7 protein-coding genes are annotated in these 14,934 nt (G+C 64.7%); 3 read left to right on the top strand and 4 right to left on the bottom strand.

Going from position 1 to position 14,934, the window contains the following annotated elements; translation table 11 throughout:
- Window positions 1-179: 179 nt before the first annotated feature.
- Genes AC06FD_RS12980 through AC06FD_RS12990 form a run of 3 tightly spaced genes read left to right on the top strand, consistent with a single transcriptional unit; the run spans window position 180 to window position 7,500 of the window.
- Window positions 180-1,334 (top strand): MdtA/MuxA family multidrug efflux RND transporter periplasmic adaptor subunit, encoded by a 1,155-nt coding sequence (locus AC06FD_RS12980; RefSeq protein WP_478078026.1) that lies wholly within the window; start codon window positions 180-182, stop codon window positions 1,332-1,334.
- A complete protein-coding gene (locus tag AC06FD_RS12985) occupies window positions 1,331-4,438 on the top strand; it encodes an MdtB/MuxB family multidrug efflux RND transporter permease subunit (RefSeq protein ID WP_478078027.1) in 3,108 nt (1,035 codons plus the stop codon). Before AC06FD_RS12980 ends, AC06FD_RS12985 begins: the two co-directional genes overlap by 4 nt.
- Window positions 4,435-7,500, top strand: a complete 3,066-nt coding sequence (locus AC06FD_RS12990; RefSeq protein ID WP_478078028.1) for an efflux RND transporter permease subunit — start codon at window positions 4,435-4,437, stop codon at window positions 7,498-7,500. Before AC06FD_RS12985 ends, AC06FD_RS12990 begins: the two co-directional genes overlap by 4 nt.
- Before the next feature lie 278 nt (window positions 7,501-7,778).
- Here the strand turns inward: AC06FD_RS12990 and AC06FD_RS12995 are convergent, their stop codons facing one another.
- The 4 genes from AC06FD_RS12995 to AC06FD_RS13010 form a co-directional block, all read right to left on the bottom strand.
- The gene (locus AC06FD_RS12995; RefSeq protein WP_259210155.1) at window positions 7,779-8,072 is read right to left on the bottom strand and encodes a hypothetical protein; all 294 of its coding nucleotides are present in this window, start codon (window positions 8,070-8,072) and stop codon (window positions 7,779-7,781) included.
- Window positions 8,073-8,182: 110 nt separating this feature from the next.
- Window positions 8,183-8,647: a hypothetical protein gene (locus tag AC06FD_RS13000; protein WP_259210154.1), complete on the bottom strand. Its 465-nt coding sequence runs from the start codon at window positions 8,645-8,647 to the stop codon at window positions 8,183-8,185.
- 35 nt (window positions 8,648-8,682) lie between these two features.
- Entirely contained in the window at window positions 8,683-9,681 is a 999-nt protein-coding gene (locus tag AC06FD_RS13005) for an RHS repeat domain-containing protein (RefSeq protein ID WP_478078029.1), read from the bottom strand.
- Window positions 9,678-14,840: an RHS repeat protein gene (locus tag AC06FD_RS13010; RefSeq protein WP_478078030.1), complete on the bottom strand. Its 5,163-nt coding sequence runs from the start codon at window positions 14,838-14,840 to the stop codon at window positions 9,678-9,680. Before AC06FD_RS13010 ends, AC06FD_RS13005 begins: the two co-directional genes overlap by 4 nt.
- Window positions 14,841-14,934 lie beyond the last annotated feature (94 nt).

Consider the following 14,934-nt stretch of genomic DNA (forward strand, 5'->3'; position numbering starts at 1 on the left):
GTGAACGCAACGGGCCTCTCGCGGTACCATGGCGCCCCCGCCCCTCCCGGGACGGCATCCAGCCACGCTGCGGCATTCGACCAGCGGCCCCGCCAGACAACCCCCATTTCGCCTCACCTGCCCCCACGGGCCGGTACACCATGGACGCGCCGGCTGTTGGGCTTGCGCGCAGGATGCCCATGTCTGCTTCGCCGCCGCGCCGCCGTCTGTTGAAACCGCTGTTGGTCCTGGCCGTGCTGGCCGCCGCCGTGATCGCCTGGCGGGCCCTGTCGCCCGCCCCCGCCGCCGATCCCGCGCCTGCCGCCAACGCCACCCCGGTGCGCGTGGCCACGGTGGTGCGCGACGACCTGGTGGTGCGCCTGAAGGCACTGGGCACGGTCACCCCGTTGCACACGGTGAGCCTGCGCAGTCGCGTGGATGGCGAGCTGCTGCGGCTGTCCTTCCGCGAGGGTGAACACGTCAAGGCCGGCGACCTGATTGCCGAGATCGACCCGCGCCCGTACCAGGTGGCGCTGGCGCGTGCGCTGGGCACCCAGCAGCAGAACCTGGCCGAACTGGACAACGCGCAGACCCAGCTCAACCGTTACAGCGAACTGCAGGCCAGGCACTTCGTCTCCGCGCAGGACCTGAGCGACCAGCAGAGCAAGGTGCGCCAGCTGCAGGGCCGGCGCCAGACCGACCAGGCCGCGGTGGATGAAGCCCGCCTGCAGCTGCAGTACACCCGCATCACCGCGCCGGTGGCCGGGCGCATGGGCCTGCGCAACGTGGACGTGGGCAACCTGGTGCGCAGCAGCGACAGCGAACCGTTGGCCACCATCACCCAGACCACGCCGATCAGCGTGCTGTTCACCGTGCCCGAGCCGGACCTGCCGGCCGTGGTGGCGGCCGTGCGCGCCACGCCCGACCTCACCGTGGAAGCATGGGACCGCGAGGAGCGCACGGCGCTGGGCGACGGCGTGCTCGCCAGCCTGGACAACCGCATCGATACCGCCACCGGCACGCTGAAGCTGCGCGCGCAGTTCGCCAACGCCGACGAGGCGCTGTTCCCCAACCAGTTCGTCAACATCCGCCTGCAGGTCAGCAGCAGCGATGCGGTGGTGATCCCCAATGCCGCCGTGCAGTTCGGCAGCAAGGGCAGCTATGTGTACGTGATTGCCCCGGACAACACCTCGCACCTGCGCAACGTGGTGCTGGGCCCGGCCGATGGCGAGCGCGTGTCGGTACGCGACGGCCTCAAGGCCGGCGAGCGGGTGGTGGTGGAAGGCATCGACGGCCTGCGCGAAGGCGCCAAGGTGGAGGTGGTCAGCCAGGATCCGCCGCGGACCGGCGCATGAACCTGTCGCGCGTCTTCATCGAGCGCCCGGTGGCCACCACGCTGCTGATGGTGGCACTGCTGCTGTCCGGCGCGATGGCCTACCGGCTGCTGCCGGTGGCGGCGCTGCCGCAGGTGGACTACCCGATCATCCAGGTCACCACGCTGTACCCCGGCGCCAGCCCGGGGGTAACCACCAGCGCAGTGACCGCGCCGCTGGAGCGCCAGCTCGGGCAGATTCCCGGGCTGAAGCAGATGTCCTCCACCAGCTCGGGCGGCGCCTCGGTGATCACCCTGCAGTTCTCGCTGGAGGTCGCGCTCGGCGTAGCCGAGCAGGAAGTACAGGCGGCCATCAACGCCGCCGACAGCTTCCTGCCCGACGACCTGCCGGTGCCGCCGGTGTACCGCAAGGTCAACCCGGCCGACACCCCGATCCTGACCCTGGCGGTGACCTCGCAGGGGCTGTCGCTGCCGCAGGTGCACGACCTGGTGGACACGCGCATGGCCCAGCGCCTGTCGCAGCTGCCGGGCGTGGGCTTGGTCAGCCTGGCCGGCGGGCAGCGCCCGGCAGTACGCATCCAGGTGAACCCGTCGGCGCTGGCCGCCAACGGGCTGAGCATGGCCAGCATCCGCACCGCGATCGGGGCGGCCAACGTCAACATGCCCAAGGGCAGCTTCGACGGCCCCACCCGCGCGATCATGCTCGATGCCAACGATCAGATGCGTTCGGTGGCCGAATACCAGGCGCTGATCCTGGCCTACAAGGACGGCGCCCCGCTGCGGCTGGGCGATGTGGCCACGATTGAACACGGCGCGGAAAACCGCCAGCTGGCCGCGTGGTCGGGCACCACGCCCGCGGTCCTGATCAACATCCAGCGCCAGCCCGGGGCCAACGTGATCGCGGTGGTGGACCAGGTGCGTGCACTGCTGCCGCAGTTGCAGGCCTCGCTGCCCAAGGGCGTGGACGTGGCGGTGCTGAGCGATCGCACCGAATCGATCCGCGCCTCGATCCGCGGGGTGCAGCACGAGCTGCTGATCGCCATCGCGCTGGTGGTGATGGTCACCTTCGTGTTCCTGCGCAACCTGCCGGCCACGATCATTCCCAGCATCGCGGTGCCGCTGTCGCTGGTGGGCACCTTCGGGGTGATGCTGCTGGCCGGGTTCTCGCTCAACAACCTCACGCTGATGGCGCTGACCATCGCCACCGGTTTCGTGGTGGACGATGCGATCGTGATGCTGGAAAACATCGCCCGCCACATCGAGCGCGGCGCCACGCCGATGCAGGCCGCGCTGAAAGGCGCCCGGCAGATCGGCTTCACATTGATCTCGCTGACCCTGTCGCTGATCGCGGTGCTGATCCCGCTGCTGTTCATGGCCGACGTGGTGGGCAAGCTGTTCCACGAGTTCGCGATCACCCTCGCGGTGGCGATCGGCATCTCGCTGCTGGTCTCGCTGACGCTGACGCCGATGATGTGCGCGCGACTGCTCAAGGCCGGGCATGCCACCCGCCGTGATGCCGACGGCCAGGAATCGGCGCAGCAGGGCGACCCGTTCGACCGCGTGGTGGCGATCTACGACCGCCAGCTGCAGTGGGTGCTGCAGCGCCAGCCGCTGATGCTGGGTGCCACCGTGGCCACGCTGCTGCTCACCGCGGCACTGTACGTGTGGGTGCCCAAGGGGTTCTTCCCGGTGCAGGACGCCGGCTTGATCCAGGGCATCAGCGAGGCGCCGCAGTCGATCTCGTTCCAGGCCATGGCGCAGCGCCAGCAGGCGCTGGCCGATGCGTTGCTGGGGGAGGAGGACGTGGCCAGCCTGTCCTCGTTCATCGGCGTGGACGGCAACAACGCCACGCTCAACAGCGGCCGGTTGCTGATCGAATTGAAACCGCATGCGCAGCGCAGCAGCGACGCGCAGGCGATCATCGCGCGGCTGCAGCAGCGCGTGGCGCGCGTGCCGGGCATCACGCTGTACCTGCAACCCGTGCAGGAACTGGGCATCGAGGACCGCATCAGCCGCACCCAGTACCAGTTCACCCTGACCAGCCCCGACAGCGACCAGCTTTCGCAGTGGACGCCCCGGTTGCTGGCCCACCTGCAGCAGTCCGCGGCCCTGGCCGACGTGGCCAGCGACCTGCAGGACCAGGGCCTGCAGGCGCACGTGCTGATCGACCGGGTCGCCGCCGCACGCCTGGGCATCCAGGTGGACGCGGTGGCCGATGCGCTGTACGACGCGTTCGGCCAGCGCCAGATCTCCACCATCTTCACCCAGGCCAACCAGTACCGCGTGGTGCTGGAAGCGCGCCCGGACGTGGCCTTCGGGCCGGACGCCATCGCGCGCCTGCACGTGGCCGGGCCGGATGGCAAGCAGGTGCCGTTGAATGGCATCGCGCGCATCGAGCAGCGCCCGGCGCACCTGCTGATCAACCACGTGGGCCAGTTCCCGGCGGTGACGTTCTCGTTCAACCTGGCACGCGGTGCGTCGCTGGGCGAGGCGGTGCAGGCCATTGAAGGCGCGCGTGCAGCGATCGGCCTGCCCACCGGCGTGGAGCTGCGCCTGCAGGGCGCGGCCGACGCCTTCCGCGCCTCGCTGTCGAGCACGCTGTGGCTGGTGCTGGCCGCGGTGGTGGTGATGTACTTGGTGCTGGGCGTGCTGTATGAGAGCTTCATCCACCCCATCACCATCCTCTCCACCCTGCCCTCGGCCACGGTCGGCGCCCTGCTGGCGCTGCTGCTGAGCGGGCGCAGCCTGGACCTGATCGCGGTGATCGGCATCGTGCTGCTGATCGGGCTGGTGAAGAAGAACGCGATCATGATGATCGACTTCGCGCTGGAGGCCGAGCGCGAGTTCGGCCTCGCCCCACGCCAGGCGATCCACCAGGCTGCGCTGCTGCGCTTCCGTCCGATCCTGATGACCACGTTGGCCGCGCTGTTCGGCGCGATCCCGCTGATGTTCGCCAGCGGCTCCGGTGCGGAGCTGCGGCAGCCGCTGGGCGTGGTGATGGTGGGCGGGCTGATCGTCAGCCAGGTGCTCACCCTGTTCACCACGCCGGTGATCTACCTGTTCTTCGACCGCTTCCGCCGGCGCCCCGCCGAGGGTGCGGACGATGCGGCCGAGGCCCACGCGTGAGCCCGCTGGCGCGCGCGATCGGCTGGTTCGTGCAGCACCCGGTGGCGACCCTGCTGCTGTCGGTGGCGGTGGTGCTGGCCGGTCTGCTGGGCCTGCGGCTGCTGCCGGTGGCACCGCTGCCGCAGGTGGACTACCCGGCCATCAACGTCAGCGCCAGCCTGCCCGGGGCCAGCCCCGAATCGATGGCGGCCAACGTGGCCACGCCGCTGGAACGCGCGCTGGGCACGATACCGGGGTTGAGCCGGATCGACTCGGCCAGCACCCAGGGCTCGACCCAGATCGAGCTGCAGTTCGAACTGGGCCGCGACGTGGACAGCGCCGCGCGCGACGTACAGGCGGCGATCAACGCCGCCCGCGCGCAGCTGCCCAGCGGTATGCCGGGCATGCCCCAGTACAACAAGGTCAATCCTTCGCAGGCACCGATCCTGGCCCTGGCGCTGAGTTCGGACAGCCTCTCGCCCGGGCAGATCTTCGATGTGGCCTCCACGGTGATCGCGCAGAAGCTGGCACAGATTCCGGGCGTGGGCGAAGTGCAGGTCGGCGGCAGTTCGCTGCCGGCGGTGCGCGTGTCGCTGGACCCCAGCGCGCTCAACCAGCAGCGCATCGCACTCGATGACGTCGCCGCGGCCATCCGCACCGCCAACGCGCTCAAGCCGCTGGGCAACGTGGCCAGCCAGGGCCGGCAATGGCAGCTGGAGGCCAGCCTGCAGCTGCGCACGGCCGCCGAGTACCGCGACCTGATCATCGCCATGCGCGAGGGCCGCCCGGTGCACCTGCGCGACGTGGCCCAGGTCGGCGAGGGCGTGGAGGACCGCTATGCCAGCGGCTTCCACAACCAGCGCCCGGCGGTGTTGCTGATCGTCAGCCGCCAGCCCGACGCCAACATCATCGAGACCGTCGACGCCATCCACGCGCAGATGGATACGCTGCAGGCGCTGCTGCCCGCCAGCGTCGACATGCAGGTAGTGATGGACCGCTCGCCGGTCATCCGCGCCACCCTGCACGAGGCCGAACTGACCCTGCTGCTGGCCATCGCCCTGGTGGTGCTGGTGGTGCTGGCCTTCCTCGGCCACTGGCGCGCGGCGCTGGTGCCCACCCTGGCCATTCCGGTGTCGTTGCTGGGCGCACTGGCGGTGATCGCGCTGCTCGGTTTCTCGCTCAACACGCTGTCGCTGATGGCGCTGATCGTGGCCGCGGTGCTGGTGGTCGACGATGCCATCGTGGTGCTGGAGAACATCGCCCGCCATCGCGAAGAAGGCGCCTCGCCGATGGACGCCGCCCTGCGCGGTGCCGGTGAAGTGGGCGCCACGCTGTTGTCGATGAACATCGCGCTGGCGGTGGTGTTCGTGTCGATCCTGTTCCTGGACGACTTCGTGGAGAAGCTGTTCCGCGAGTTCTCGCTGACCCTGGTGGCGGCGATGGGCGTGTCGCTGCTGGTCTCGCTGAGCCTGACCCCGATGCTGTGCGCGCGCCTGCTCGGGCGTGAGCGCCCGGGCACCGGCAACGTGCTGCAGCGGGGCGGCACGGCGTTGTTCGAGCGACTGCGGGACGGCTACGTGGCCAGCCTGGAGAAGATGCTGCGCTGGCTGGCCGTTCCGCTGCTGCTGTTCGGCGCGGTGATCGGGCTGAACGTGTGGCTGTTCCAACAGGTGCCCAAGGGCATCGTGCCCAAGCAGGACACCGCGCAGCTGCGTGGTTTCGCGCGCGGCGACGACGGGCTGTCGTTCCAGGTGATGCAACCCAAGATCGATGCCTACCGCACGCTGCTGCTGGCCGACCCGGCCATCAGCGACATCATCGGGTACATCGGCGGGCGTAGCGGGGTCAACAACGCCTTCATCATGATCAAGATGAAGCCACTGGCCGAGCGCAAGGTCTCCAGCCAGCAGGTAATCGACCGCCTGCGCGCCAACATGCCGAAGATTCCCGGCGGCGGCATGTTCCTGTGGGTGGACCAGGACATCAAGCTGGAGGGCAGCGGCGACAGTGGCCAGTACGAGTTCCAGCTGCTGTCCGGCGAGCTGGAGCCCCTACGGCAATGGGCGCCCAAGGTGGCCGACGCGCTGCGTGCGCTGCCCGAACTGGTGGACGTGGAATCCAAGGGCGACGAGGGCATGCGCCAGGTGGTGCTGGACATCGACCGCGACGCCGCCGCCCGGCTCGGTGTGGACATGCGCATGATCGCCTCGGTGCTCAACAACGCCTTCAGCCAGCGCCAGGTGGCCACGCTGTACGACACGCTCAACCAGTACCGCGTGGTGATGGAACTGGACCCCCGCTACACCCAGGACCCGTCCACGCTCGACCAGATCCACGTGATCGGCAAGGACGGCCAGCGCCTGCCGCTGTCGTCGATCGCCAGCTGGTCCTACGGCATGGCGCCGGACCGCATTTACCACAGCCAGCAGTTCGCCTCGGTCTGGATCGAGTTCGCCCTCGCACCCGGCGTGACCCTGGACCAAGCGGTGAAAGCCGTGGACCGCGCGATGGCCGGGATCATGCTGCCCACCCATGTGCAGGCCAGGCTGAGTGGCGAGGCCGGTGGCTTCGAAACACTGCGCGAGCGCCAGCTCTGGCTGATCGTCGGCGCGATGCTGGCGGTCTACCTGGTGCTCGGCGTGCTGTACGAGAGCTTCGTGCAGCCGCTGGCGATCCTGTCCACCCTGCCCTCCGCCGGCGTGGGCGCACTGCTGGCGCTGATGGCGTTCGGCAACGAATTGAACCTGATCTCGCTGTTGGGGTTGTTCCTGCTGGTAGGCGTGGTGATGAAGAACACCATCCTGATGATTGACTTCGCGCTGTCGGCCGAACGCGAGCGCGGGCTGTCCTCGTATGACGCCATCTCCGAAGCGGCACGGCTGCGCTTCCGGCCGATCCTGATGACCAGCGTGGCGGCATTGCTGGGCACGTTGCCGCTGATGCTGGCTACTGGCGAAGGGTGGGAGATGCGGCAGCCGCTGGGGATCGCGATCGTGGGTGGGTTGCTGGTGAGCCAGTGGCTGACGTTGTATACGACGCCGGCGATCTATCTGGCGTTGGCGCGGTTGCGGCGCACTGCGTGATCACCGGGCAGGCGACCCACTGTGGGTAGAGCCATTCCGCACCCCGTCAAACGCTCATGAGGGCATCCAACCAAGGCAACCTCCATTCCTCGCGGTAGCTCTTCTTCAACAGGCATGAGACAGGCACATCCGCCCCTTCGCCTGGGAAATCGCGCGCACGAAAGGCGGTCAGTCGATAGTCGTCGTAAGGCAGGTCAAGGCCCTCCGCGATGTATCCCATCGCCGTGCTTCCGTCCGCCAGCGTTTTCTCGTATCGCTTGAATCGACTTGAATCCACTTCAACCCCCGTGGATACCGAGGATAGGGTCAGCCCCTGCAAGGTCGGATGCTGGGCTCCAGATCCGGACGCCGGCACCAGCAGTACGCAGGTAGTAAGGGCTTCCTCTCACAGCAGGAGCCGCCCCGCTGAACGTCCCCATCATATCCACGCGCAGCCAAGTGTCTTCACTGCCGCATCGGGCCGGCTCGAAGTCGACGTAGGTGTAGTTCCTGAAGACAGCCCCGGTCAACGTGACGACAACCGCCAGGCATACCGCAACTACCGACATCGCGACACCTGCGTTGATCTTCATGGCGCCTCCTGCCTCCTGGTTGTTGAACGGCACACGGTGCATCCGCGCCTTGCACAGCATGGGTGCTGGCGATGAGCGTCATCTCAGCCGAACCGGAGGTGCACAACATCTTATCGGGGATTCCCGTCTGGGCCGATCCTCCCTACCGGAATGCCGACATCGCCCCAACCCTCTCGCTTCGTAACCCTGACGTCGGGCTCAAAGATACTTACCTCATCGAAGCCCCCAATTGCAGGCCCCTCCTTTCCAACGACATCCGCGTACATCACGCCAGAAACCGAGGTATAGACGTAAAGGCTCCTCTCCACCTCATCCATCTTCTTGATAGTTGAAAGGTTGATTAAAATTCTATCAAAGTAATCACCGTCCCGATAACTGGCCTCATTGCGATAAAGGTAAACATTACCATCGGACACTGCGACGTACCCATAGGTAAACAGATATCTTCCGACATATCTTTCAGGGTTCGCAGCGATCCTTGAAAATGACGTCTGGCATCTCTCAGAGAACCTCCAAGGACACTCGCCAGGAATCGCGGTCCTGAGCGACATAAGGATACAGAAGAGAAAGACCATCAACACTATGACAATGAGTAAAACCGATCTAGCTTTCAAAGAACCTCCTCGACACCTTCACCCGGGGAATTTTTAAACAGACGCATGGCCGGCGTAGACACATAACCTGTGCTGTTGCGGGTTATGTTGAACTGCACATCACCCCCAGAGAATGGGACATGCGGCAACCCTGATATATCCTCAAGAGGATGGGTATGGATATTGTATCCACCGTTCGTGACGGCACCGCCAACCTCTGCGCCCACGCCATCAATTCTTCTAAACTTGGATCCCACCTCAACTTCGTCAGTGCCAAACCCTTCAAGGCGCCTGACAATGTCAGCTCCGAACTCGACCCCGAGCCTCGTCGATGCTGGCTGAAAGACCTTCATGAATACCTTCGCGAATTCATCTGGGGTCTTTCTGCTTATTGTCCTCACCGTTGGCATGACTTTTTTTACAACAGCAACTGCAGCGTTGTACCTGGACTGAGCGGACGCATTGGTGAATTTTCTCAATCCATCGTTGATGAGCGAACTAGCGTTACTCTCTGACGTCCCCCCCATGCCCGGAACATTAGTCATTGAGGCGCCACCAAGTCCCACGTGACTACCGATTGACCTGAAATCCGTTCCCGCGCGACCATCGGGATCAACAAATCGATACGGGTTGCTGTCTGCATACCTATATCGGTTGAACTGTTTAACTGGATTACTGTGCGCCGTCACCGGATCAACAGACAAGAACCGCCCGACTTCCGGCTCGTAGTACCGCTGCTGCATGTAGTTCAGCCCAGTCTCGGCATCCTCCACATGACCGGTATAACCCGGCCCTCCGGCCAAAGGCCGGTTGATCACCTCACCGTACGCACCATAGACCGTGCGCTCAATCACCACACCGCTCGCGTCCGTCACAGCCACCGGCGATCCCAGCGCGTCAGTATGGATGTACTCCACCACCTCGGCTGCGTCAACAAGTGGCGCCGCGCCAAGCACCAGCAACAACGCCCCGACAGTGCAGCTCATCAGCTTCCCTGCATCGAAGGCGCGGCTCATAGCATCTGCTCCGCAACGAAGGGATCGGACCAGGCGGAACAGCCGGCAGCATTGCAGGCCCTCACCCGGAAGGGCGCACTACTCGACGCCTTGTTGACCTCCATGACACAGCTCATTTCCGAGGTACTGCAGGTGGCTGGACCATCCAGCTCAAAGCCGAGCGAACTGCCGGCGTCGCCCCAATAAGCGCTGTAGCGGGTCTTGAATCCCGAGATACGTTCGTACCAGACCCATAATCCGAAGGGCACTGGCGGCGGCATCTGCACTTGCACTTGCATCGTACCGGACCAATCGGTGCAGCCGGCCTCGTTGCACGCGGCGACCCGATACTGGTGTGTGCCCTCAGGCCGCCAGTAAAGCGCTCGCTGGGTCGCACCCTCATCGTGGATGGTCGCCCAGCCCGCGCCCTGCAATGCCTCCTGCAATTGGTATGTGGTTGCCCAGCCGACGCCGTTCCAGCTCACCGTGTAGTTGCCGGAATTGTCGGTACCAGGACCGGCCAACTGAGGCGTGCTATCTGGGCGCAGAATCACCGTGGTGCCAACCGTTGGTGAGTAGTTGCTGCACCCAGCCGCGTTGCAGGCCTGCAGACGATACGCATAGCCGCCCCGGCCCAGCCCTGTGATCGTCGCCTGGCCGTTGCCCATGCCTCCCTGCAGCACCCAGCCACCACCACTGGCACTCTGTTCCAGGCTGTACGCGGTCGCCCCGGACACCAACGGCCAGGTCAGTGATACCGTGCCCCCGACACTTACCGAGGAAACCGCGAGGCTCGGCGCAGGCGGCGCGTAGAACACGTTCACCACGGCTTCGGCCGAGAGCGGTCCGCAAGCGGAACCATTGCAGGCCTGCGCCGTGTACCGGTACTGGCCAGCAGCACGTCCGGCAAAGCTCTGACTGGTCTGCGCAGCGTCCACGACAATTTGGTAGGCGCCGCCATTTGTGCTTTCACGCAGCACGTAGCGCGTCGAACCACTGACTGCCGACCAGGTTGTCACGTAGCTCCCATTAGCGGCTTGCGCGGGTGCTGTAAGCGTCGGTGCAGACCCCGGTGGATTGGGTACATCCACCGAGGCAGTGGTCGACCAGACGCCACACCCGCCGTCGCTGCACGCGCGAACGCGGTAGAGATAAACGCCAGGGGTTCGGCCACTCACACTGAAGCTGGTGGCATTGCTGTTCAGCAGCGGACTCCATGCCGAGCCGAATTCCTCCAGCTCGTAGCGCGTTGCGCGGGTAACGGCCGTCCAGCTGACGGTATAGCTCGCCGCGCCGCTTGCAGGCACGCTCAGGCTGGGCACGTTGGCCGGCGCCGTATCACGCTTGACCCGGGCGACCAGACTACCGGCCAGACTTACATACGATGTTGCAACACCAGTGCGGTTGTCCTCCTGGTAGCGCAGTTGGCCGTCCTGACCGTACAACGAGACGATCATGCCTTTACCGGGCGCATCGGACAGCACCCGTCGGCCCTGCCAGTCATATCGATAGGCCTCGGTGCCGGTTGCTCCGCGCAGACGGTTGCCGTAATCGAACGCGAACGGCTGACCGTTCTTGATGCTCACATTGCCCTGTGCGTCGTAGCCAAGGCCCATGACCGTCGCACCACCGGTCATGACGTTGGTCAGGCGATTGGACGCGTCGTAATAGTACGAAGTCTGTTCAACACCCGCACCGCTGGTGCGCACCAGCGAGGTACGGTTGTCGAGCGCGTCCAGACCGAACGCCTCCTGACGCAGGTTGATCAGGTTGGCATTGGTCAGCCGGTCAAGCGCGTCATACTGCATGTCCCGGTTGCCGCGATACTCCCCCGGGGTGGTATACGCATCACGTATGGCGGTGGTATTCCCATTCGCATCGTAGCTGAAGGTCTGATCGATGACGCCCGCATCCGTGGACCGCGCGGGCGTCTGCCGCAGGTTCTGCTGCAGCACATGCGTCACACCGTTCCCATAGGTGAATGACTTCAGCCCGCCGTTCGGGAAGTAGCTGACCTGGGTGGCGTAGCTGCCTGCCTGACTCGGCTGCCCCAGCGCGTTGGGCGAGAAAGGAACACTCAACCCGTTGGGATATTGCAGCGTAGAAAGCGAGCCATTGGCATCGTAGCCATAGCCCAACGACAACGTGGCGATACCCGGCTGCAGCTGGGTTTCGGACGTCATCATGCGGCGCTTGTTGTACGTGAAGCTGTTGACCACGTAGTTGGCGCGTGCATCGTTGTAGGTGGTCACCGTATCGGCCAGTCCGTCTGCGGTGTAGGTCCAGTCCTGATCGCCATTGCCATCGGGGAAACGCAAAGTCAGCAGGCGATTGCGGCTGTCATAGCTTCGATCAATCCGGCGCCCGGAGCTGTTGGCCAGAGCGGTATCACACGACGCGGTGGATACCAGGCTCAGGCCAGCGGCCGTCCAGGCGATATTGCCCGCACCGTCATAGCTGCTGACCGTCGCGCCCGTCTCCGGCTCGACCACCTTGCACAGTTGCTGGTTGCCGTCATAGACATAGCGCCGGGTCAGCGATTTGTCGCCCGTCTGGTTGCGGCGGGTAATTGCCACAGGCTTGCCAAGTACATCCCGCTCGACCTGGGTGATCACGCCCTCCGGTTGCTGGACCTCAATCGGAGCGCCGGTGTCGGGCGCATCAAAGGTCTGGAACGAGGTAGTCGTTGCATGGCCGCGTGGGTTGGTGACGCGCTGGCGATAGCCGGGTAGATAGTCGGTGAGGGTTACCAGATCGCCCAGTTCACTGTCCTGCACAAGCCCGGTGACACGCCCAAGCACGTCATAACTGGTATAGATGCCGACGTCGCTTTGGTCCGCCGACGACGGATAGGACGCAAACACTATCTGGCCGCGATGATTGTAGGCTTGGCGCTTGAACCGCTGGGTCGCACCTTGGCTGGCCAGGTCATACTCGTGCGTGACGATAGGCCGCCATAGCGCGTCGTAGTAGGTAATCGTACGCGCGTTGCCGGTTGCTGCCGTACGCCGCCAGTGGCCTGCAGGAAGTCCGTATTCCGCCCCAGGAATCGCCTCGTAGACCTGCGTGGTCGAATTCCACGCAACGTTGTCTGCCCCCGGGTGGTCGATCTGGGTGATCCTGCCCATGCCGTCGTAGCCGTACTGCGTGGTGAATCCGTTTTGATCGCTGGTGGAGCGTATCCATCCCGCGTCATCGACCGTGGCCGTCTGCTGGGTAGCGTCGGGGAATCCAACCGTCTGTGGGATGCCACGCTTCCAGTTGGTAAGCGTGATCGTGTTGCCGCGCCCGTCCTTCACCGATGCCAGCGTGCCATCGGCGTGGTAGCCGAGCTCGTGCCTGAGCTTGCCGAACTGGTACTCAGCCGTCGCCCGTGCCAACGTGTCGTATTGCGTGCTGGTGGTGCTGATGCCGTTGACGGACGAGGAGGAAACCTGGCCCAGCACCCAATGCGCAGGGAAGTCTGCATAAACCGTGGTCACCTGTCTGCTGCTGCCTCCTGTCGCGGTACTGGACTGGTTGACCGTGGTCCGACGCGCCAAGGCGTCCAGGCAAAGCGTCGCTCCACAGACAGCCACTTCGGAAACGAAGTTGGCCCCATCCCGTGTGGTGACACTGCGTTTGAGTGGGCGCAACAAGGCGGTACTCCATTCATTGCCCATACCGACCAGGTCAAGGCCCACCGCCACCGGGAACTTCTGCTGGCTTGCTTCGGCGGCCGATACGTAGGTATTTGTCTGCGTCTCCAGAATGATGCCCGCGGTATCGCCTCGCTGCACCGCCAGCAGCTGGCCTTCGTTCAATCCGATGTCCGTGCCGTACTGGTAGCGAGTGAGGGTGCCTTCTGGCCCTCGAACGATATTGAATTTGGTGTTTTCGTTCTCATCCCAGGAAGGCTGTCCCCACTCGTAGGACCAGTTCATCGTCGGAAGGCCCGGGCCACTGACGACCTTACTAGCAAGGGTGAACGACCAGTTGTAGTCCGGCACCCGCTTGTACCAGTAGGTTGGCGACTCCACCACGCAAGACTCAGGCACGTTGCTGCGATAATGCTGCCTGACCTCAAGCGTGTAGCTCGCTTGGGCACCCGAAGGCGCGACAATCGACAACCCGTAGCTGCCGCTCGGGTCGGCCAGAGATTCCGGACAGCCCGACGGATCACCTTCGAGAGGCGGTGTCCATGCGGGCGGATTGATGACCAGCGCACCCGTGGAAGCGTAGCTCCATGCGCTGCCATCTGGCTGGCGGACCGAGGCAAGCTTGGTGCCGGCGTAAGCGTAAGTCCATGTACCGACGCTGCTATTGGCTGTTACGATGTTGGCGCCGGAGTATTCCAGCGTAATCTGGCGACCGTCGTTTGCGGTGATGGCGGTGAGCTTGTCACCGCTATAGGTGAAGTTGACCCAGTTCCCGAAGCGGTCCTCGACGCGCGTGGCCAGAAGGTAGATGACCTGCCGAGCAACGTTGGTGCCGTTGCCGCGCCTAAGGCTGGCGTGCGGCTTACTGATACCCCAATCGAACTGGTAGCGCATGCCGTCTGGTGAGATGGCGATAAACCCTTGGCCCGGATAGCCATTGGCCGTTGCAGGCTTGCACTGGAAGCGCCAGAAGTCTTTGGTGATCCACCCAACGGTGCCTGCAGGCCCAGCCGGCACCTTTTCGCTGGGATTGATCAGCAGGGTGCGGCTGCCTCTACCGGGCACGCTAACCTCATAGCCGTTCCAGTAGTCCTCTGGACCGGTGAAGCCGGCCAGCGCCGGCTCCTGTGGCAGGCTGCAGCGCTGATCGACAGTACCACCGGCCGGTCGCCATCCGCCGGCTGCGGCGGCAAAAACACCCGACATAAAGGGCACATCGACGTCCCATTCGCCAAAGCCAAGCAGGTGCTGGCCGTTTAGGCGGGATCGATCATCCACATTGAGTTTGCGTCGCAACTCCACCGGTAGGCCGCTGTTTCCCGGGATGCTGATGTCAACGTTCTCAAACGTGGTGCTGCCGTTGAACAGGCTAACCTGCTCGCCAAACAGTGTATCGGCGGACAGTACGCCCAGGTCTTTTGCACCGTTTATGCGCTCGATGGAACGCTCGTGCAGGCCGTAGGAGCCGGGTGTTTGTGCGTGGGCGAATCCGAAAGACAACGCGAGGCCGAGCCCGGCCAAATACCGTGCGACGTGCTGCATCAAGTTTTCCCCTGAGCCATTCCCTGCCGCCCCAGTTGCTGGGGCAGCTAGCGAGGAGCGTTGTAGCAACGAAACTGAATCGTTGTCAAACGAG

This window comes from Stenotrophomonas sp. Steno-Z1 (assembly GCF_056393175.1).

What these genes read in the sequence shown, in the direction of transcription:
- AC06FD_RS12995 (WP_259210155.1), bottom strand. Translation starts at nt 8,072, where the DNA reads ATGAAGATCAACGCAGGTGTCGCGATGTCGGTAGTTGCGGTATGCCTG.
- AC06FD_RS13010 (WP_478078030.1), bottom strand. Translation starts at nt 14,840, where the DNA reads ATGCAGCACGTCGCACGGTATTTGGCCGGGCTCGGCCTCGCGTTGTCT.
- AC06FD_RS12985 (WP_478078027.1), top strand. Translation starts at nt 1,331, where the DNA reads ATGAACCTGTCGCGCGTCTTCATCGAGCGCCCGGTGGCCACCACGCTG.
- AC06FD_RS13000 (WP_259210154.1), bottom strand. Translation starts at nt 8,647, where the DNA reads ATGGTCTTTCTCTTCTGTATCCTTATGTCGCTCAGGACCGCGATTCCT.
- AC06FD_RS12980 (WP_478078026.1), top strand. Translation starts at nt 180, where the DNA reads ATGTCTGCTTCGCCGCCGCGCCGCCGTCTGTTGAAACCGCTGTTGGTC.
- AC06FD_RS13005 (WP_478078029.1), bottom strand. Translation starts at nt 9,681, where the DNA reads ATGAGCCGCGCCTTCGATGCAGGGAAGCTGATGAGCTGCACTGTCGGG.